The organism is Virgibacillus sp. W0430 (assembly GCF_051846935.1).
GTDB lineage: Bacteria > Bacillota > Bacilli > Bacillales > Amphibacillaceae > JBPYCR01.
The window spans coordinates 22,989-42,927 of record NZ_JBPYCS010000019.1 but is presented as its reverse complement, the minus strand read 5'-3'; the positions used below and the strand labels follow the sequence as shown (position 1 = coordinate 42,927).

Sequence of the window (19,939 nt, the reverse complement as noted above, 5' to 3'; positions counted from 1 at the left end):
TAATTTTTGTGATTCAAAAAAGAGAGGATTATACCTAATGAAAAAATGGTCATTATTTATACTACTATTTGCTTTTATTGTTGTTGTTTCTGCGTGTGGTTCAAATGGAGATGCGAACGAAGAAGATACAGCTAGCGGAAGTGAGGAATCGATTGCAACAGAGGATACGTCCGTTACAGTAAAACACGAGCTCGATGACGAAGAAGTCGTATTAGAGAAAACACCGGAAAAAGTTGTTGTATTTGATTTTGGTGTGCTCGATACATTAGATGAGCTTGGAATTGAAGTTACAGGTGTTCCACAAGCGGTAATTCCGCCTTTCTTAGAAAAATATGCAAGTGAAGAATATACAAACGTAGGGAGCTTAAAAGAGCCAGACTTTGAAGCGATTCATAAATTGGATCCAGATGTAATCATTATTTCTTCCCGTCAAGCTGACCTGTACGAAGAGTTTAAAGACATTGCTCCAACGGTATATTTGCAAGTAGATTACAACAATTATATGGAATCTTTTACGGAAAATATGAATACAGTCGCTAAAATCTTCAATAAGGAAGAAGAAATGGAAAAAGAATTAGAAGAAGTAACTAAAACAATAGAATCGATTAAAGAGAAAACAACAAGTTCAGATGAGAAAACGTTGGTTATCATGGGAAATGAGGGGAAAGTAAGTGCGTACGGACCTAGCTCTCGATTTGGTATAATTCATGATGTTTTTGGCTTTAAGGCTGCAGATGAAGGCATTGAAAAATCAACACACGGACAAAGTATTACATTTGAGTATATAAAACAGACAAATCCAGACATCTTATTTGTCATTGATCGTGATAAAGCATTTGATCCAAATGCTAGTGTTAAAGAGTCGATTGAAAATGATGTTGTTAAAATGACCAATGCATACAACAACGATCATATTTATTACCTGGACGGTGGACCTTGGTACTTATCAGGTGGCGGACTGCAAACGATCAAAATGATGGCGGAAGATGTCAAAGCAGGTGTGCAATAATGTTGTTTCAAATAAAACGCTTTGTTGTAAAAGAAGGCTATGCTGAAACAGTAGCGAAAGGTTTTGCTGGTGAAGGACTCATTGAGAAACAGCCTGGCTTTATTGATATGCATGTTGTACAAAAAAAAGTCCATCGCGGTGATGAAGAAATACAAGTAATTGTTAGATGGGATTCCGAAGTCGATTGGAAGAATTGGGAAAAGCACCCAGAGCACATCGCTGGTCATAAGGCGAGAGCAGGTATGCCAAAGCCTGATTACATGATTGAATCCAGTCAACACGTATATGAGCTGCAAAGTAAAAAATAAAATAGGATAGGAGTTAATTAAAAGGGACTCATATCGTTCAACAAAGTCAGGCATTCATTCGAGCATGAATAGCCTGGCTTTTGTCATGATATGCTAAAATAAATGAACATAAAAGGATTGGCTGTTGTATTCTTTTAGATTTATATTTAAATTGATGGAGGGGTTCTTTTGAAGAAATGGACAAAGGACGTAGAAATTAATGCACCAATTGAAACAGTTTGGAAATTTTTTGATGGCACATTAGAAAATATGCAAAAAATTATGCCTGAAGTAGTTGAAAATAAACCAATAAAAATTACAGTTGAAGGGGTTGGAAGTGTCTATCATCAAAAATATAAACAGGGGAAACGAATAGAGTCGTATGAAGTCGAAACGCTAGAATTTATGGATACGCCGCATAAGAAAAAGCTGAAGGTCGGCTTTACACTGGCTAATCTATTTGAGATTACTGCTTATTATGAGCTACAAAAAATAAATGAAAATAAGACACTGTTCACATACACGGCGACGAATCGCCCTTTAAAATGGTTCGTAAAAATCTTTTTAATGTTTGCATCGGATAAAGTATTTAGACAATTTGTCCAACGCGTCAAAGCCGAAGCGGAAGCGGATATATCAATCGATAATAGCTAGTCAATTACAAACGAATGTTAGAGTGGTGCAGGAAACCGCCAGAAATTCAAATTTATATGAAGTCAGCTTTTGAATGATTTTTGTTTAATGGTGCATTTTATAGAATAAATGTTATACATGAACAAAGGTCAGGTGAAGTTAAGTGAATGATTTTCATTGGGTTTGGCAAACAGTACTTATCTTTTATATAGGCAGATTTATTTTGCGAATCGGCGGTAGGAAATCTATATCGCAAATGACCATCACTCAAGTAATTGTAATGGTCGGAATCGGTTCTTTATTAATTCAACCTGTATCCGGGAAAGGATTGCTTATTACATTTGGTGTGGCGCTCTTAATTACAGTACTAATGATAATTACGGAATACTTAGAAATGAAATTTGATTTTATGGAAACAATCTCTACAGGTAAAGCCGTACTGGTGATTGACAATGGAGAAGTACAAATCGAAAACTTAAAAAAAGTTAGATTGACGATTGATCGTCTTGAAACGCGGTTACGACAGTCTGGGGTTTCTTCCATAGAAGATGTTCAATATGCCACTATTGAAGTAAGTGGTCAACTCGGCTATGAATTAAAAGATAGTAAAAAACCATTAACAAAAGAAGATTTTTTTACATTTATGAATGAAGCAACAGCAGAGAGCCGTGTAAAAAATAGAAGCGTTAAGAAAAGGACGAACAATAATTTATTTGAGGAGATTAAAACGAATAAATTTGAAGGAAAGAATGAGCCATAGAAAGGCCGGCCTTTCATAATGTACCGGCCAATTTTTTAGTGTTCCCCTTGTTGCAGTATTAAATTAGTAACTTTCGCCTGTTTCTAAGGCATCTGCCTTCGTTTGATGTACCGTTCCAAACGGATGCTCAGGTGGGGCATAAATCGTATACAATTTAAGTGGTATATTACCTATATTCGTTAAATTATGCCATGTTCCAGCTGGTACCATGATTGCATCGTCTTCATATACGAGTCTTTCAAAGCTCAAATTGTTTTTCGTATTTCCCATTTGCACAAGGCCATGCCCAACTTCTATACGTAGAAATTGGTCTACCTCTGGATGAATCTCTAAACCGATAGCTTCACCTGGAAGTATATTCATCAAAGTAACTTGCAATTTCTCCCCTGTCCATAGTGTAGTACGAAATGTACAGTTTTTTTCAGTTACAGCTTCAATATTTACTACGAATGGTTTTTTTCCATAATCCCGAATTCCCATATTATCTTTATGATTAATAGACGAACAATGCCAATGAGGCTGAACGGTTCCGTTATTAAACGGTTGATACATTGGTTGTCTTGTGCAACTGCATCTTGTAGGTTGAAAAAAACACGGCTGTGGACGCATAGTAGAGTAATAATACATTGTAGTTTTTTCTCTCCTTAAATATCTTTAAAACTATCTTATGCGCTTTACCTAGGAATGCTACTCTGTAACGGTTATGAAATAATAGCGGATAGCTACCTTAAGATGAAAGCTTTTAGTCTTTGGTTATGGAAAGGCGTTTATGCATGTTTTCTTATTATTATTCATATCGCGCTACTTTTTTTCACATAACAACCTCTTTTTCACGCGATTTTTATATAATAAATACGTGATTGGGCAACAGTTGACGTTGAATTAAACGCTTCGACCTATTTTTATCCTATTTTCACAAGGGTGTTCATAAAAATACAAAAAAATTTATAAAAATACTGTACACAGGTCATTTTTTAGTATACAATAGGTTCATGCTTAACACACTGTATTATTAGGAGAGAGTCAGATGAAAAGAAAAAACGTTATTATTATTGGAGCTGCAGGAAGAGATTTTCATAACTTTAATACATATTACCGGGATAATGAAAGTTACAATGTCGTAGCTTTTACAGCGGCACAAATCCCTGATATAGATGGTCGTCGTTATCCTGCAGAGTTGGCAGGAGAATTATATCCAGAAGGAATCCCGATCTACTCTCAAGATCAATTAACTGAGTTATTACATGAATTAGATGTTGATGAATGTGCTTTTGCATATAGCGATATAACGTATAATGAAGTGATGGGCGTAAGTGCGATCGTTAACGCATCTGGTGCTGATTTTACGCTTTTAGGACCGAAAAACACAATGATTAAAAGCAACAAGCCCGTTATTTCTGTTTGTGCTGTACGGACGGGAACTGGAAAAAGCCAAACGTCACGGAAAATAATTGAAACGCTGATGAAGCATGGATTAAAAGTAGTTGCAGTTAGACACCCAATGCCATATGGTGATTTAGCCGCACAGAAGGTTCAACGTTTTGCAACTGTTGATGATTTAAAGAAGCATCAATGTACGATTGAGGAAATGGAAGAATATGAACCGCATGTCGAGCGTGGGAATATTATTTATGCGGGTGTTGACTATGAAGCAATTTTAAGAGCGGCTGAAAATGATCCAGACGGCTGTGACGTTATTTTATGGGATGGGGGAAATAATGACTTCTCATTCTATGAAACAGATCTAGCATTTACAGTATTAGATCCACATCGTCCTGGTCACGAGTTAAGCTATTATCCAGGAGAAGTTAGTCTTAGAACTGCTGATGTTACGATAATTAATAAAATTGATAGTGCAGACGAGGAATCAATTAATATTGTAGAGAAGAACATTAAATTTGCCAATCCAGACGCAACTATTATTAAGGCAGAATCGAAAATAACGGTTGATAAACCAGAAATAATAAAAGGCAAGCGTGTGCTCGTCGTTGAGGATGGCCCTACATTGACACATGGCGAAATGAAAATTGGTGCTGGGACTGTTGCTGCTGAACGACTTGGTGCTAAAGAATTTGTTGATCCAAGACCTTATACAGTAGGTAAATTAACGGAGACCTTTGAAATCTATAAAGAAATTGGGCAAGTACTTCCAGCAATGGGGTATGGGGAACAACAATTAAAAGATTTGGAAACTACGATTAATCAAACGGATTGTGATGTAGTTATTATTGGAACACCAATGGATTTAACGAGAATAATAAACATAAACAAACCGTGTACAAGAGTGCATTATGACCTCGATGAAGTTGGCAGCCCTAATTTAGAAGAAATATTAAGTGATTTTATTAAAAAACATAATTTAGAAAAATAATAAAAATAAACTGTCGAATATCTAGATGTTCGACAGTTTATTTTTATCTTAGTAGATTTAGTTCGAATGGTGGTTGTACAATATATGACGTTGGTGAAGAAAAATCACATTACTTTTTGATAGGGAAGTGTGAGGTCACGAACATCATTTTGATTTCATAATAGAAAGCTTTATTTCAAGCGAAAACATGTAGAAACATACAATACAAAACATAAAAAAGCACACGTCAATGCAAATTAAACAGGATTGACGTGTGTGCAATGGCCAAGCCTTTATCAGTTTAAAAGAAAAGGGCGCGTCCTTTATGCTTAATTAAACCTTTTGTCGTTCGAGTTTTATTTTAAATGGGTTTATTTTAGTTTCAGAAATAATTATAGCTAGTAAGATTATGGCTGAACCTAATGCCATTTTCAATGTAATAATCTCACCAATTATTAAGATGGAGAAAATTGTTCCCCAAAGCGCTTCAGTAGAAAGAATTATGCCTGCTTTCGTTTCGGATACAAATTTCTGAGCTGCTGTCTGTAATAAAAAAGCGATAGCAGTTGAGAATACCCCTAAATAAAACATGGAGTATAATGAGCGAGCTTCTAATGGCATTTTTACTTCTCCTAGTACAGCGATTAGGATAAAGCCTATCACAGATGCGGTTATCATTTGAACAAGTGTTAATAAAATAGCGTCCCCACTCTTTACAAATTGTGCCGTATAAAAAATATGAAAGGCGAAAGCAAAGGCACATAATAAAGAAAGCAGATCGCCAATATTAATCGATGTTGTCAGTTGCAGAGAAATAATCCCCACACCAGTCATAGCTAAAATAGAGCCAAACACTTCAAAACGGTCCAATTGTCGTTTATATATAAGAAAGCTAATGATTGGGACGATGACGACATTTACAGCTGTTAAAAAAGCGTTTTTAGAAGGAGTAGTAAACTGTAACCCGACCGTTTGCAGAACAAATGCTAAATATAAAATACTACCTAAAATAATGCCATTAATAAGTACCTTTTTATTTAACTGTTTAAGTCTATTAAAAAATACGAGACATAGTATAAGTGCCCCAACAAAAAAGCGTACGAACATTGTTTGATAGGGTGTATAGTATTCCAATGCAATTGCGCTGGCAACAAAGCCGCTTCCCCAAATTATTGCAGTTATAATTAAGCCAAATTCCCCCAAATATTTACGCATCTAATCCTCCATAGTAGTATCTTTTTGTCTATTTTATCAAGCTTCATTCGGTTTCGTTTTGTCTACAACTGTGGCACCGACAATATCACCAACAACATTAGATGCTGTTCCGCCCATGCCAATAATTGCATCAACTCCTGCAATTAATGCAACAATTTCTAACGGCAGATTAAACATAGTGAGTACCGCTGATAACGTTACGAGTCCGGCTGCCGGTACACCAGCAGTTCCAACAGATAATAATGTCCCGATTACAACGATAAATATTAAGTCTATGAATGATAAATTTAATCCCGATATGTTTGCTGCAAAAATGATCGAAACGCCCATCCTTAATGCGCCACCATCTGAATTAAATACTGCTCCTAGCGGCAAGGAGAAATTAGCGGTTTGTTCCGATACACCAGCTTTCTTAGCGGATTGAATTGCTACGGGTAAAGAAGCGATACTACTTGAAGTAAAAAAGGCAGTAGTATACGCTTCTTTCGTTTGTTTGAAAAAGGCAAAGATTGACCTTCCTGTAAGCTTAATAAAGCTCGTATATACGAGTAGCCAGAGAAGGATAATGCCGATATAAAATACAGCAGTAAATGCCAGTAAGGATTGCAACGTTTTCCAGCCTTGTGTGCCAAACGTGGACGCGCTAATTGCAAAGACTCCGATCGGGGCGTACAATAAAATTCCGCTCAGTATTTTATAAAACATATCGTTTAAAGCGATAAAAATACGATGGAGCAATTGGCCGTTTTCTTGCATCTTTATATCTTTAGAAAAACGCATTGTTGAAATAGCAATTCCGATAATCACGGAAACAAATAAAATTGCCATTAGATCGCCAGCAGAAAATGCTGCGAAAATATTTTTTGGTACGATTTGCAATAAAATATCGGAAACGTGTGGGATATCCGGTTTGTCTATTGTTGTATTAGGAAGGGATAAATTTTTTCCTGGGTTAATTACAACCGCAAGCGCAAGTCCAATCACGACAGCGGCAGCGGTTGTAATTGTGTAATAAATTACTAATTTCCCGCCTAATTTTCCTAACTGGACAAGATTCATTTGGTCGACAGCCAAGATTACGGTTAAGAAGATTACTGGTATTGCAACTAAGCTTAATAAATGGATAAGCAGTGTTCCAAGTGGCTGTAAGAACCTTGCATCTTCCTTAAAGACTAATCCTATAATTATTCCTAAACCAAATCCTATGGCCATTTTTAGTACGAGTGAGCTGTTTTGGTATTTTTTCCATGCGTTCATCATGTCACTACCTTGTCCGTTTCAAATTTAATTAAGTTAGCTACATAGTACAGCATTTGCTTTAATCGTACCATGATTTATATCAATTGAGTCAATTTCATAATTGGCATTTTTAAAAAATCACAAAAGAACAGAATTTTAAAATCGACTTAAAAATTTAAAGCTAGATTGGTGTCTGCTGTGTTCCATCCGGATCCACTCCGCTTTCCAAAGGCAACGCCTCAACTAATTTTAAAAGGTTGCCCCAAAACTTTTAAAATGGATGTTCAGGTCTTGCTTTTCTCACGAGAATCTTCACATAACTCAACGGCTATTATTAATATACGTATTATAGTAACTCCTCATCCACAACATTTTACGTACACAAAAGTGAATGAAAAGGATTTTTTTATTCAATTTTTGGTAAAGCTTATTTTAAGTATGATATGGTAGAAGCAACAAATTAGTCAAATGGGAGGCTCGAGTTATGGTATCATTTGAAGCGTTTAAAAGTATTGATATGCGAGTAGGGACAATAATAAAAGCTATGCCCTTTCCTGAAGCAAGAAAACCGGCAATAAAGTTGGAGATTGACTTTGGCGAGCTCGGAATTAAGCAATCTTCCGCTCAGATTACGAAGAGGTACAACCCTGAGAAACTACTTGGTCGGCAAGTAGCCGCCGTAGTTAACTTTCCGCCAATGCGCATCGCTGGGTATAAATCAGAAGTACTCGTCTTAGGAGGGGTTCCTGAAGAAGGTGATGTCGTCTTATTAAGTCCAGACGAGGGTGTAGAAAACGGAACGCGTATCTCCTAAATGTAAGGTAAGGCTGTCGCTCTACGAAAACAAATCGAATGACAGCCTGTTTGAACTCTATGTATGTACTCCGTTATTTTTGTAGTAGCCGTTTAATTTCCTCTAATTCTTTTTGTACCTTTTCGAGCTTAATATCTGTTGGGGAAGGTTGTTCTTCCTGATTTGCTTCTTCTACATTATTAACAACAACACCGACAAACAAGTTGAAAATTACAAACGTACCAATCAAGATAAAAGTAACAAAAAACCACCAAGAAGAAGGGTCTTGCGCTAAAATCGGTCGCATGACTCCGCTAGCCCACGATTCAAGTGTAACAACTTGAAATAACGTCAATAACGAGTCGTGCAGCGATCCAAAGTATTCGGGTGCAATCGAACGGAATAAAAACGTCCCCATAACTCCATAGATATAAAAGAATAAGCTTAGTAGTAACAGTATCGTTCCCATGGATGGAATCGTTAATAAAAGAGCATTTACCATTTTACGCAGAGATGGGATAATAGAAATCGCACGCAACACACGTAACACACGTAATATCCGTAATACGGTTACGTAATAGGCACCAATTAAAATATGTCCGCTTAATACGATTACGAAATCAAATATATTCCACGGATCTTTAAAAAAGGAAACAATTGATTTGCTTCCTATTAAACGAATGATAATTTCAACTGTAAAAACCCACAGTAATAATTGATCGAGTATAAAAATTGACTGCTCAAATCGATTCGCAATAAAAGGGTACGTTTCTAAACCTACTAAAATAGCATTTATAATAATTAATAAAATGATTACATTCATAAAAACAGGATGCTGAGCCAATTGTTCACAATATTTTTTCAAACGATTCATTTTTAGTAATTCCTCCTCTACGCTATTTTACTGATTCAGTCCACGAATGTCATCTAATATATTTACGATTGCTATTCAAAAAGGAATGAACTCAAAAATAGTGTGTAGGATGGAAAACAGTCATGCGGAATTGATTTATAATCTACTTTATGCACAGCAGTAAATGGATAATTTATCGTACATAGCTGTCTAGCTTCCACGACGCGAAAAGAAGCCGACTTCCAACTGTGTCTTGCGATAAGTCATCGTACTGTGGTGCTTAAACTCTATATCTCAAATGTTCCGTCCAGTCGCTGTGCGCTAAGCAGGGCGCTTACGCATCTAGTAATACGAGATTGTGTGAAATTGATTCACATATGCTTAATCTAACTGGAAGGTATTTGTTAGTTTAGATAATGATTTTGAAGTATTCGATAGTTTTATTCCCATTTGATGCATGTTTTTAACTTCAGTCATTTGCTGATCGCTGCTTGCAAGCATTTCTTCTGCACTTGCCAATGTTTCCTGTGAGACGGAAGCAAAATCAACAGCAGATAACTCAAGTGTTGGCATGACTTCTTCTAACCCTCTGAGCTCGCCTTTAATTATTTGGAGCTGGTTAGTAACATTGGAAATATCACCCATTAAGGCATCGAATGATTGCTTCGATTCATTTGCTAACAACAAATTATCGTTCGTTTTTGAAAACATTTGCTCAAATTCTTCCGTTGCATTTGCTGTGATTACTTCCATATTATCAATGGATTGGGTGATTTCTGTACTAGCCGTTGCCGATGCTTCCGCTAGCTTTCCGACTTCATTAGCCACAACGGAAAAACCTTTGCCTGCTTCTCCTGCACGAGCAGCTTCAATTGCCGCGTTTAACGCTAATAATTTTGTTTGTTCAGCGATGTCATGAATAAGACCAACACTATTAGAAATAGAACGGGCGTATAAATTAACCTGGTTTATCGTTTTCGTTAAGTGGTGGAAATCCTTTTCAAAATCATCGTTCGTATTAATTAATTTCACCATATTTTCTTCTCCACTTACAGCAGAAGATCGCATTATTTTTGAACGGGTAAAGACGGTCTCCATGTGTGTAAATATGTCAACGAACTTGTTTTTCATTGTTGTAAAACTGTTTGTATTTTTTTCCGAATTATGAGCTGTTTGTTCAGCACCTTGCTTCACAATTTCAATTGCTTGGACAAGCTGCTGACTTGCCGTGAGCGTACTCTCTGAGTTGTGCGTTAATTGTTCCCCTGTCTTATTTAATTCGGTTGTTGTTGATTTCAATTCATGTAAAACGTTCCGCATATGAGTGATCATTGCATTGTAGCTTTTTTGCAATGAGGTTAGTTCTGGAAGTGTAGTATGTATACAACCCATTTGTTCAATTTTGCCATTACGTACTTCACGCATCGTATTTCGCAAGACGTGTAATGGGTTTGTCAATGTGTGCACGAATAAGAAAATGATAATGGTAGAAAGTAAAATGCATACGCCAATAATCGTTATGGTAAAATAACCCATTTTATTTACCGGAGCCATAAAGGATTGTGTTGGAACGAGTAACGCATAATGTCCGTTAATCTCCTCCATATATTGAAACGATACTGTAAAAGCTTCTCCCTGTATCTTACTTGTAAGCTGCCCATCAGTTGTGCTCGTTATCTTCTCTATTAATGAAGAGGAAATCGGTGGTAACTTTCCTTCGCTCACTTGAAAAGGAATAACATTATTATTCGTAACATAAAAAAATTCAGAAGCAATTCCTTCTGATTCAAGCTGTTCCTGTTGTAATCGAATTTTACTGTTTAACTGTTGCATAAAATAATCTTCATCACTCACATATAAAAAGTGGAGATTTTCTGCAATATGGCGCATTACATTCGTTTCATTAACTAATCTATTTTCAATCGTTTCTACGGTAATATTTTTGGCGTTTGTATAAGATATAGTACCTACTGCGGTTATTGAAAGGACCGTTAACGAAATAAAAAGAATAACCAATCGTGTCCGTAAAGATATTTTTCTCATTATAAATTGATAGTAATGCATTATAAGAAAGCCCCCTTGTTGAAAATAAATGATGCGTATGACCTATGCTGCACCAATTGTACCAGTGGTATATTACGTTTAAGTAAAGGAGACGTAAATGGAGTGTAAAGTTTATACGTTATGTATGAGTAAAATAGTTGCGTGAGAACAAAGGAACTACATTTATTGTGCTTCATTTTATTAAGTAGAAATAAGAGCTTTGTACGCACCGCTTCTATTTTTAAATTACTTGTATTTTGAAAATAAACCAATTGATACAAAAATTAGTCGTTTAGTCATATGGTGTGTATGAGTAAAATGTTTGTAGGGGAACAGATGCACGAATCTAACTAGATAATATGTGATCAATTTTACTTCGAACGATATACACATGAATAACACCGTTGATTTTCACTGCAGGTAGATGCTTTCCGCGGGCACGGCTTCAGCCTCCTCGGAAAGCGTAGTGTATATCTACTGCGGTCGGTAGGAAGCAATACTAAAATTAACGAATACAAAGAGAGGTTTTTTAACTTCTTAAAATAACACCCACAAATACGTGACTTAATCATATGGTGTTTTTGAAAGTCAAAATAATAGGAATTGTGTTAGAATATAAGGAAAAGGAGGGTGAGTATGACTGCAATTAATAAAGGAGATGGAAAGCTATTCGTTGGAGAAAACGAATCGTCACCGCTAGCTGAAATTACTTTTAAGGAAAAGGATGAGCAAGCATTGATTGTCGACCATACGTATGTATCCGATGAGCTTCGTGGACAAGGAATGGCAGGAAAGCTCGTGGCAGAGATGGTGGAATTTGCTCGATCAGAAGGAAAGAAAATAATTGCAGAATGTTCGTACGCAAAGAATAAAATTGAAAAGACACCCGAATATCACGATGTTTTAGCGAAGTCTTAGATAAAAATTAAAAATCATTTATTTAAATTAGAGGTCAGGCAATGCTGATGAGAATGGATAGCTGCCTGACCCTCTATTTATTCACTCAAATGATTGAAGATTAAAATGAATAAAGAACGGAATCTAAGTGACCGACTTTCAATGGCTTTTAGGTTTTTAATGAAGATGTTTAGTTACAAAGGCGCCTTTTCTACCGTAAACCCGCCTTTTCCTATCGTTGTTTCAGCTTGCTTTAATGAATTTATAATCGCTTCTTCTGTCGCCTCTGTTACCGCCAGGAAGAACTGGTTCATGCTTTTATGATCGTCGCGGAAGAAGGTAACCTTTTCTGTCGGCTCCCCTGTATTGTGTTTGTATTTATTAGCAGTAGAGAAAGCGATGGCAATATCGCCACTACCATGATCCATATGACTACCCGTACGAGCTAGACCAGCGGCACAGCGTTTGGCAAGACGTCTTAACTGTCGATCGTAAAAGGGAGCGTCTGTCGCTATGATCATCATTATCGAGCCTTCAGGTGTTTTGATTGGTGCCTTTTCCCAATTAGCAAATAAAGCTTCCTCTCGCTTACCAAAGTTGCTTAATACGAGACAGCCGATCGTGTATGCTTTAGTTTCTACGATAACTTCTCTTGAAGCTGTACCAATGCCTCCCTTATACCCGTAACAAATCATTCCTTTTCCAGCCCCGACAGCACCTTCTTGAGTCGGCTCTTGGCAAGCGTTTTCAATTGCTTGTACGGCATCGTTTGGCTTTACGGATTGCATGCGCATTGAATTTAAAAAACCATCATTACACTCTCCGACAACTATATTTATTGATGGCGATGAATTACCTATATCCTCGTTTTGTTCAAGCATGTACGTTAGAGCACCTTGCATCACTGGGCCGACACTCATAGTATTTGTAAGCATTATTGGCGATTCAATTAATCCAAGTTCTTCAATTTCTACGAGACCAGCCGATTTGCCAAACCCATTAATAACCTCGCATGCTGCACGTACCTTTTCCTTATAAAGATTACCGCTATGAGGCAAAATCGCTGTTACTCCAGTACAAATCGTGTCTTTTTCTGTCAGCTTCTCATATAAAGTAACGTGGCCGACTTTAACCTCTTTCACATCGGTGATACAATTAGCTTTTCCTTTTTGCAGTACCATGGAAAACCCTCCTATATGTATGCCTAAATTTGCTTTATTATAGCATGCATAAGGCACTTTCGTGGCATAGCAAAATCTATTTTATTGAAATATAAGCGGCATTCATCAAATTTTCATATATAAATTGTATAATTAAATGAGAACATGGATGATGGAGGGTTGAAATGGCTTTAACAGCAGCATTAACGAAAATAGGAATTTTAGTTACTAGCTTTTTATTGAGCTATATCGTTTATTATTTTACAAATTCATTGCCACACCAATCGAAAAAGGAACAACTGGAAGAACTAACATCGCTCCTAATTAATTTTGTAATTTATATTTGGGTTGGAAAAATCGTAGCAAATATTCAACTCTTTATACAAGATCCTTTATCTGTACTCGCCTATCCGAGTAGTTCAGCCGCTTTTTATGTTGCCGTACTATTAATCGGAATTAATGTAGCATTTAAAATAAAACGTCATTCGTTTAATGCAAAAATGCTTCTGTATGTATTTACGCCGATATTTTTATTAAGCTCGTTTATGTATGAGCTCATTCAACTTCTGTTTAACAAAAACTACGTGATGCTGCCGTACTTAAGCGTAATGTTTATTTTAGTCATACTCGTATTAATGGAGCGATTTAATAAGGGGAAACAGTTGCTAGTTCTAATATTTATTTGGAATATTGCTCAGCTCGTACTTGCAATAGTTATGCCATATACACGGATTTTTGGCTATTTAATCGATCCACTATTTTTCGTACTAATGATTATTAGCTTAATTGTACTCTATCGATTAACATATAAAAGGAAGGTGTCAGCATGGGTGGAATAGAAACGGATACAGTTTTAATCGTAGGAATGTTCCTCGCATTGGGGGCAGGAGCATTGTCCTTTTTATCACCATGTGTATTACCAATTTTTCCTGCATATTTATCGTACATTACAGGGATAAGTGTGAAGGAGCTACAAGGGTCAAAAAATGCTAAAATACGACGGAAATTACTCAGCCATTCCTTGTTTTTTATTCTTGGTGTTTCTCTTGTATTTATTAGTCTAGGAATTGGAGCGTCATTTCTTGGGCGTTGGATTCAAGATCTTCTCGCTGGTAATTCAGGTCTTTTTATTCAGCGTATAGCCGGAATCTTTATAATAGTAATGGGTCTATTTGTTGCTGGCTGGCTAAACGTACCAACTTTAATGAAAGAAAAAAGATTGCACTATACGAAAAAAAGAATTAGTTATGTAGGGACTTTTTTTGTAGGTACTGGATTCGCTGCTGGTTGGACGCCGTGTATCGGTCCAATCTTTGCTTCTATTTTATTTTTAGCAGCTAGTAATCCAGGGCAAGGAATATTTTATACGTTCATGTACGTTATTGGGTTTGCACTCCCGTTCTTAATACTTACTTTCTTCCTTGGTTCTACAAAATGGATCGTACAGCGTGGTCAAGTGATTATGAAAATTGGCGGTATAATTATGATTGCGATGGGTATTATTCTGTTTACTGGACAAATGCCACGAATTGCAGAGTTTTTTCTGAAGCTCGTTCAGGATACGTGGTTAGAAAAGCTTGGATAAATGTGGAGGGATTTAAATGAAAAAAGGAATTATTATTGCAATTATTGTCGCACTCTTTGCGTGGGCTGTATATGATTTTGTAATAAATGACGAAAAGGTTGCTGAAGAAGCTGAGGTCGGCTTAGAAAAAGGAAACCTTGCTCCTGATTTTGAATTAAAAACATTGGAAGGAGAAACGGTTAAACTATCCGACTTCAGAGGTGAGCGCGTAATGTTAAATTTCTGGGCAACTTGGTGTCCTCCATGTCGAGCAGAAATGCCAGATATGCAAAAATTCCATGAAAAAACGGACGTCGTTATTTTAGCGGTGGATTTATTGGAGACTGAAAGTAGTAAAAGTAATGTACCTGCGTTTGTTGAAGAATTCGGTGTAACATTTCGTGTTCTTTTAGATGAAGATTCATCTGTTGCTAATCGTTATCGCATTCAACCAATCCCGACTACATTTATGATTGATTCAGAAGGAAAGATACAAAACGTCTCATTTGGAGCTCTTAATTATGAACTAATGGTGCAGGAATATGAAAAAATGAAATAAGGCTAAATTATATCGAGGGATAAACATGAGTCAAATAATTTTAATTGTAGAAGATGATGCAATGATTCGTCAGCTCGTTCGGCTATATTTGGAAAAGAACGGCTATGAGGTTGTCGAAGCAGTGGATGGTGAAGAGGCTAAAGCTGCTTTCTTAACTTATCACCCTTGTTTAATAATACTCGACTTAATGCTGCCGAAAATGAGTGGGGAATCGTTTTGTACGTGGGTAAGGGAGCAAATTAATCAAGAAGTATCCATTATCATGCTGTCTGCCAAAGCACGAGTTGATGATAAAATTGCCGGTTTGCGTATGGGGGCGGACGGCTATATAACCAAACCATTTGATCCTGATGAACTAATGGCACAGGTGGAAGCTGTTTTACGTAGAACAGGACACTTTTGCAATAAAGTAATCAATAATGGATTATGCCTTAAGCCACGTAAAAGAGAGGCTTACCTATATGATAAGCCAATTCAGCTTACAAAGCATGAATTTAATCTCCTACATTTATTAATGAAGCATCCGAGTGTTGTGTTTTCTCGTGAACAGCTTATTTCTGAGCTTTATCCATTTGAGCAACAGTCTATACTCGATCGGACAATTGATGCACATATTAAAAAACTGCGAGAAAAAATTGAAGATATACCTTCTCATCCTAAACGTATTCAAACAGTAAGAGGAATGGGGTATCGATTTGTTCCTTCTTAAACGATTAAAAGCGCTTCTTCCAAAAGGTTTCTTATGGAAGCTAACGTTGATGAATGTAGTAATTATTTCTGTTTCAATAGTTGTAAGCAGCTGGGCAATATATGAAACGGCATGCTTTTTAGTAGAAGGAATAACAAATTTTGATGAGCAAAGACAGCAGCAATTTAATGCGACATTGTTGCAATATTTATGGACATTTAGCATAATAGCTGTCGTTGTAGGAGCGATGGCCCACTTTTATATGACAAAAAAACTTGTTCAGCCGATTCGTACGTTAATTGCGTCGACTGAAAAGTTGAAGGAGGGCAATTATCCTAAAGAAATTGTTGTAACGTCTGATGACGAAATTGCAGAGCTTACGAAGCAATATAACGGGCTGTTGCGACAGCTTCAAGCAGATGAACAAGAGCGGAAGCGATTTGTATCGGATATATCTCATGAACTGCGTACACCGCTTTCGAATTTGAATGGGTATTTACACGCATTAAAGTCTGGCTTAATTGAAGGGGATAAAGCATTGTTTCTAGCTTTATCCGAAGAAGCTAATCGGCTTTCTCGCTTAGTCGATGAATTAGACGTTTTAAAAGAGTGGAACGAGATTACCACACAAAGTTTAATGAAAAAACAATTGATAGATGTTTCTGAGCAAATTCATCAATGTGTAGCAATGTTTCGTTGGAAAGTATTAAAATCTGCTATTGATGTACAAGTAAATGCGTCACCTGTAAAAATAAAGGTTCATGTGGAAGGGCTTCAGCAAATATTAAATAATTTGCTTGATAATGCGATTCGCTATTATGAAGGAGACGGTTCGATTCTCGTTACGGGTGAACAGGAAGACATCTTTTATCGAATATCCTTTTCAGGCCCAAGCAGCAAGATCCCACACAAGGATGAAGCAAATATTTTTAAACGGTTTTACCGTGTAGAAGCTTCCCGAAATCGAAAAACGGGTGGTTCAGGGCTCGGACTTGCTATTGTAAAGGAAATTGTCGAGCGTCATAACGGTAAGGTCGGTGTATACAGCGAAGGCACTGTTACAACCTTCTGGGTGCTCCTTCCATTAATTAAGCAATCGAGTTAATTTTATACTTGCCATTTTTAAAACATCACAAAAGAACAGAAGAATTTTAAAATCGATTTAAAAATTTAAAGCCAGAATGGTGTCAGCTTTGTTCCATCCGGATTCACTCCGCTTTCCGCAGGCAACGACTCAACTAACTTTAAAAGTTTTTCCCAAAACTTTTGAAATGGATTTTCGGCTGTTGCTTTTCCTGCAGGATTCTGCGTGGATCCGAATTCCACACAGACGAGTTAGTGTTGCTATGCAGCCTCTGTTTCTTGGTTGAATGCTGTATGAATTCGTTCAAATACTAATTTAGATGCATTGTACATTAAGGTGACTATACAAAATGTTTTTTGCTCGTTTACCTGTTCTGTAACGAACACTGTTTAATATAGGCTTGGAATTATGAAAATCATTCAATTCAATAGTTATAATAGCTTTATGAAGGGTATCGTATAAAAATATCGTTTTTTATTCCCGCACGTTGCGGGCTTTTTGTTTTGAAATGGAAAATTACTAATACATTCGCTAAAATGGATGTAGTGCTTTATATGGAGGAGATAACAATTAATCTTAAATTTTATGGCTATCAAATTTTAGGTGTATTCATTATTTGGCTTGGTATGCTTTTCTTCTTTTCCGATTTATTTGAATCAGGTAAAATTATTTTTTATATCGTTACTTCCTGGCTCTTATTTTTAATTGTACTTTTTGTAAAGCAATATGTGCGTGAACGAAATAAATAGTTGGATGAATTGCTATTCATAAGGATGATAAATTATGCTAACGGTTGAAAACTTAAAAAAATCATATGGAGATACTACACTGTTTCAACAAATTAACTGTACAATATCAAACAGAGATCGTATTGGGTTAATTGGAGTTAATGGTACGGGAAAGTCGAGCTTATTAAAAATACTTGCTGGAATAGATGCGCCAGATTCGGGCACAGTTACCCATCCGAAAGAGTATACAATTGAATATTTAGCACAAACTCCACAATTGGATCCGTTGCTGACAGTCATTGAACAAATTTATTACGGTGAGGCGACGGTTATGCGCGTCATGCGTCAATACGAACAAGCCCTTCTCCGACTCGAAGCAGATCCTATGTGTGAAGAGAACCAAAAACGTCTTTTAGAGATGCAACAGCAAATGGACGCACATGAAGCATGGGATGCCAATACAAAGGCAAAAACTATTTTGATGCGTTTAGGAATTAACGATGTCGATCAACCGGTTCAAGCTCTTTCAGGTGGCCAAAAAAAACGTGTAGCTATTGCACGGGCGTTAATTCAGCCTGCAGATTTACTCATCTTGGACGAACCGACAAACCATTTAGATAACGATACAATTACTTGGCTAGAAAATTATTTAGCTACATACAATGGAGCTTTATTGCTCGTTACACATGACCGCTATTTTCTTAATCGAGTAACGAATCGAATATTTGAGTTGGATAAAGGGACGATGTATACATATGAAGGAAATTATGAGCTTTTTCTAGAAAAGAAATCCGAAAGAGAAGAACAGGAACGCAACGAACAGCAAAAACACAAAAATACATTAAGAAGAGAGCTTGCATGGCTAAGAAGAGGGGCACGAGCAAGATCAACAAAACAGAAAGCTCGAATTGAAAGAATCGATGACATGCAGCAAAAAACATTTCATACCCAAAAAGAAAATGTGGATTTTCAAGTAGGATCTACACGATTAGGCAAACAAGTGATTGAATTAGATGGCATTGAAAAAGCGTATCAGTCGAAACAGCTAATTACTTCTTTTTCTTATTTAATAACTCGTGGCGAACGGCTTGGAATAATCGGACCAAATGGATCAGGAAAATCTACATTATTAAACATTATTGCGCAACGAGAAAAGGTAGATAAAGGTACAATTACAGTAGGGGAAACTGTTAAAATTGGTTACTATACTCAAGAGGAAGAGGATCTTGACGATGATCTGCGGGTAATTGACTATATAAAAAAGGTCGCTCAAGTTATCCGAACAAAAGGTAATGACGTTATTACAGCTGAGCAAATGCTAGAGCGCTTCTTGTTTCCACGTCCGAAACAATGGACGTATATCCGCCGATTATCTGGTGGAGAAAAAAGACGCCTGTATTTATTGAAGGTGCTTATGACAGAACCAAATGTGCTTTTGCTGGATGAACCTACAAATGATTTGGATGTGCAAACATTAAGTGTATTAGAGGAATACTTGCAGCACTTTCCAGGTGCCGTTATAACTGTTTCCCATGATCGGTATTTTTTAGATCGTGTGATCGACACGTTACTCGTATTTTGTGGCGAAGGAAAGGTAAAGCATTTTTACGGGAATTACACCGAGTATCTCGAAAAGATGATTGAGAGAGAAACGAGTAAACAACCGAAAAAGACTCAAGACGTTAAACAAGTAATAAAAAAGAAAAAGTTATCCTACAAGGAACAAAAAGAATGGGAAAGTATCGAGGACGAAATTATGGCATTGGAAGAAAAGATCGATCAGCTAAAAGTGGAAATACAAGCAACAGGAAGCGATTTTGAACAAGCCCAAAAGCTATTTGAGGAGCAGGAGCAAATCGAAATGGCATTGGAAGAAAAAATGAATCGATGGGAAGAACTTTCACTGCTTGTTGAAGAAATGGAATGAGTACAACTTTAATAATATAGCAAAAATATAGCAGAGAATTAGCAAAAGAGTAAAAACAAGAAACAAAGCTGAACGGGTTGAATCAACTATTTGTAGGTGCATATTTACTATCTTGAATTCAACCATTTTATATCAATTATTTTATTTTTA

At 36.6% G+C, this 19,939-nt stretch carries 20 protein-coding genes; 14 read left to right on the top strand and 6 right to left on the bottom strand.

Annotation, left to right across the window (positions count from 1 at the left end):
• Positions 1–37 precede the first annotated feature (37 nt).
• The 4 genes from ACLIBH_RS10445 (at position 38) to ACLIBH_RS10430 (ending at position 2,689) form a co-directional block, all read left to right on the top strand.
• Positions 38–1,009, top strand: coding sequence for a siderophore ABC transporter substrate-binding protein (locus ACLIBH_RS10445; protein ID WP_439316658.1), 972 nt, complete (start codon positions 38–40; stop codon positions 1,007–1,009).
• A complete protein-coding gene (locus ACLIBH_RS10440; RefSeq protein WP_439316657.1) occupies positions 1,009–1,317 on the top strand; it encodes an antibiotic biosynthesis monooxygenase family protein in 309 nt (102 codons plus the stop codon). The genes ACLIBH_RS10445 and ACLIBH_RS10440 overlap by 1 nt, the downstream gene beginning before the upstream one ends.
• A gap of 168 nt (positions 1,318–1,485) precedes the next feature.
• Positions 1,486–1,950, top strand: a complete 465-nt coding sequence (locus tag ACLIBH_RS10435; protein ID WP_439316656.1) for an SRPBCC family protein — start codon at positions 1,486–1,488, stop codon at positions 1,948–1,950.
• Between the two features lie 142 nt (positions 1,951–2,092).
• Positions 2,093–2,689, top strand: a complete 597-nt coding sequence (locus tag ACLIBH_RS10430; RefSeq protein ID WP_439316655.1) for a DUF421 domain-containing protein — start codon at positions 2,093–2,095, stop codon at positions 2,687–2,689.
• Between the two features lie 63 nt (positions 2,690–2,752).
• Here ACLIBH_RS10430 and ACLIBH_RS10425 read toward each other — a convergent pair whose 3' ends face one another.
• A complete protein-coding gene (locus ACLIBH_RS10425; RefSeq protein ID WP_439316654.1) occupies positions 2,753–3,316 on the bottom strand; it encodes a cupin domain-containing protein in 564 nt (187 codons plus the stop codon).
• A gap of 400 nt (positions 3,317–3,716) precedes the next feature.
• Between ACLIBH_RS10425 and ACLIBH_RS10420 the strand changes: the two genes are divergently transcribed.
• Complete coding sequence (locus ACLIBH_RS10420; RefSeq protein WP_439316653.1) at positions 3,717–5,060, top strand: cyclic 2,3-diphosphoglycerate synthase; 1,344 nt, start codon at positions 3,717–3,719, stop codon at positions 5,058–5,060.
• Positions 5,061–5,372: 312 nt separating this feature from the next.
• On the opposite strand, the gene ACLIBH_RS10415 is transcribed toward ACLIBH_RS10420, so the two are convergent.
• Together ACLIBH_RS10415 and ACLIBH_RS10410 are read right to left on the bottom strand one after the other, a co-directional pair.
• The gene (locus ACLIBH_RS10415) at positions 5,373–6,254 is read right to left on the bottom strand and encodes a DMT family transporter (RefSeq protein ID WP_439316652.1); all 882 of its coding nucleotides are present in this window, start codon (positions 6,252–6,254) and stop codon (positions 5,373–5,375) included.
• Between the two features lie 36 nt (positions 6,255–6,290).
• The gene (locus ACLIBH_RS10410) at positions 6,291–7,514 is read right to left on the bottom strand and encodes a dicarboxylate/amino acid:cation symporter (RefSeq protein WP_439316651.1); all 1,224 of its coding nucleotides are present in this window, start codon (positions 7,512–7,514) and stop codon (positions 6,291–6,293) included.
• A gap of 463 nt (positions 7,515–7,977) precedes the next feature.
• Between ACLIBH_RS10410 and csaA the strand changes: the two genes are divergently transcribed.
• Positions 7,978–8,307: a chaperone CsaA gene (gene csaA, locus ACLIBH_RS10405; RefSeq protein ID WP_439316650.1), complete on the top strand. Its 330-nt coding sequence runs from the start codon at positions 7,978–7,980 to the stop codon at positions 8,305–8,307.
• Positions 8,308–8,380: 73 nt separating this feature from the next.
• Here the strand turns inward: csaA and ACLIBH_RS10400 are convergent, their stop codons facing one another.
• Both ACLIBH_RS10400 and ACLIBH_RS10395 read right to left on the bottom strand, forming a co-directional pair.
• Positions 8,381–9,160, bottom strand: coding sequence for an ion transporter (locus ACLIBH_RS10400; protein ID WP_439316649.1), 780 nt, complete (start codon positions 9,158–9,160; stop codon positions 8,381–8,383).
• Positions 9,161–9,520: 360 nt separating this feature from the next.
• Positions 9,521–11,203, bottom strand: a complete 1,683-nt coding sequence (locus ACLIBH_RS10395; protein ID WP_439316648.1) for a methyl-accepting chemotaxis protein — start codon at positions 11,201–11,203, stop codon at positions 9,521–9,523.
• Positions 11,204–11,818: 615 nt separating this feature from the next.
• On the opposite strand from ACLIBH_RS10395, the gene ACLIBH_RS10390 reads away from it, so the two are divergent.
• Positions 11,819–12,100, top strand: coding sequence for a GNAT family N-acetyltransferase (locus ACLIBH_RS10390; protein ID WP_439316647.1), 282 nt, complete (start codon positions 11,819–11,821; stop codon positions 12,098–12,100).
• Positions 12,101–12,273: 173 nt separating this feature from the next.
• Here ACLIBH_RS10390 and ACLIBH_RS10385 read toward each other — a convergent pair whose 3' ends face one another.
• A complete protein-coding gene (locus ACLIBH_RS10385; RefSeq protein ID WP_439316646.1) occupies positions 12,274–13,260 on the bottom strand; it encodes a DmpA family aminopeptidase in 987 nt (328 codons plus the stop codon).
• Positions 13,261–13,424: 164 nt separating this feature from the next.
• On the opposite strand from ACLIBH_RS10385, the gene ACLIBH_RS10380 reads away from it, so the two are divergent.
• From ACLIBH_RS10380 to ACLIBH_RS10350, 7 genes are all read left to right on the top strand, one after another.
• Entirely contained in the window at positions 13,425–14,078 is a 654-nt protein-coding gene (locus ACLIBH_RS10380; RefSeq protein WP_439316645.1) for a hypothetical protein, read from the top strand.
• Positions 14,066–14,824, top strand: a complete 759-nt coding sequence (locus ACLIBH_RS10375) for a cytochrome c biogenesis CcdA family protein (RefSeq protein WP_439316644.1) — start codon at positions 14,066–14,068, stop codon at positions 14,822–14,824. The genes ACLIBH_RS10380 and ACLIBH_RS10375 overlap by 13 nt, the downstream gene beginning before the upstream one ends.
• A gap of 16 nt (positions 14,825–14,840) precedes the next feature.
• Entirely contained in the window at positions 14,841–15,362 is a 522-nt protein-coding gene (locus ACLIBH_RS10370) for a redoxin domain-containing protein (RefSeq protein WP_439316643.1), read from the top strand.
• Between the two features lie 25 nt (positions 15,363–15,387).
• Positions 15,388–16,071, top strand: coding sequence for a response regulator transcription factor (locus ACLIBH_RS10365; protein WP_439316642.1), 684 nt, complete (start codon positions 15,388–15,390; stop codon positions 16,069–16,071).
• Positions 16,072–16,120: 49 nt separating this feature from the next.
• Positions 16,121–17,155, top strand: coding sequence for a sensor histidine kinase (locus ACLIBH_RS10360; protein WP_439316641.1), 1,035 nt, complete (start codon positions 16,121–16,123; stop codon positions 17,153–17,155).
• 482 nt (positions 17,156–17,637) lie between these two features.
• Positions 17,638–17,883, top strand: a complete 246-nt coding sequence (locus ACLIBH_RS10355) for a hypothetical protein (RefSeq protein ID WP_439316640.1) — start codon at positions 17,638–17,640, stop codon at positions 17,881–17,883.
• A 34-nt stretch (positions 17,884–17,917) separates the two neighbouring features.
• Entirely contained in the window at positions 17,918–19,789 is a 1,872-nt protein-coding gene (locus ACLIBH_RS10350; RefSeq protein ID WP_439316639.1) for an ABC-F family ATP-binding cassette domain-containing protein, read from the top strand.
• The last annotated feature ends 150 nt before the right edge of the window (positions 19,790–19,939 follow it).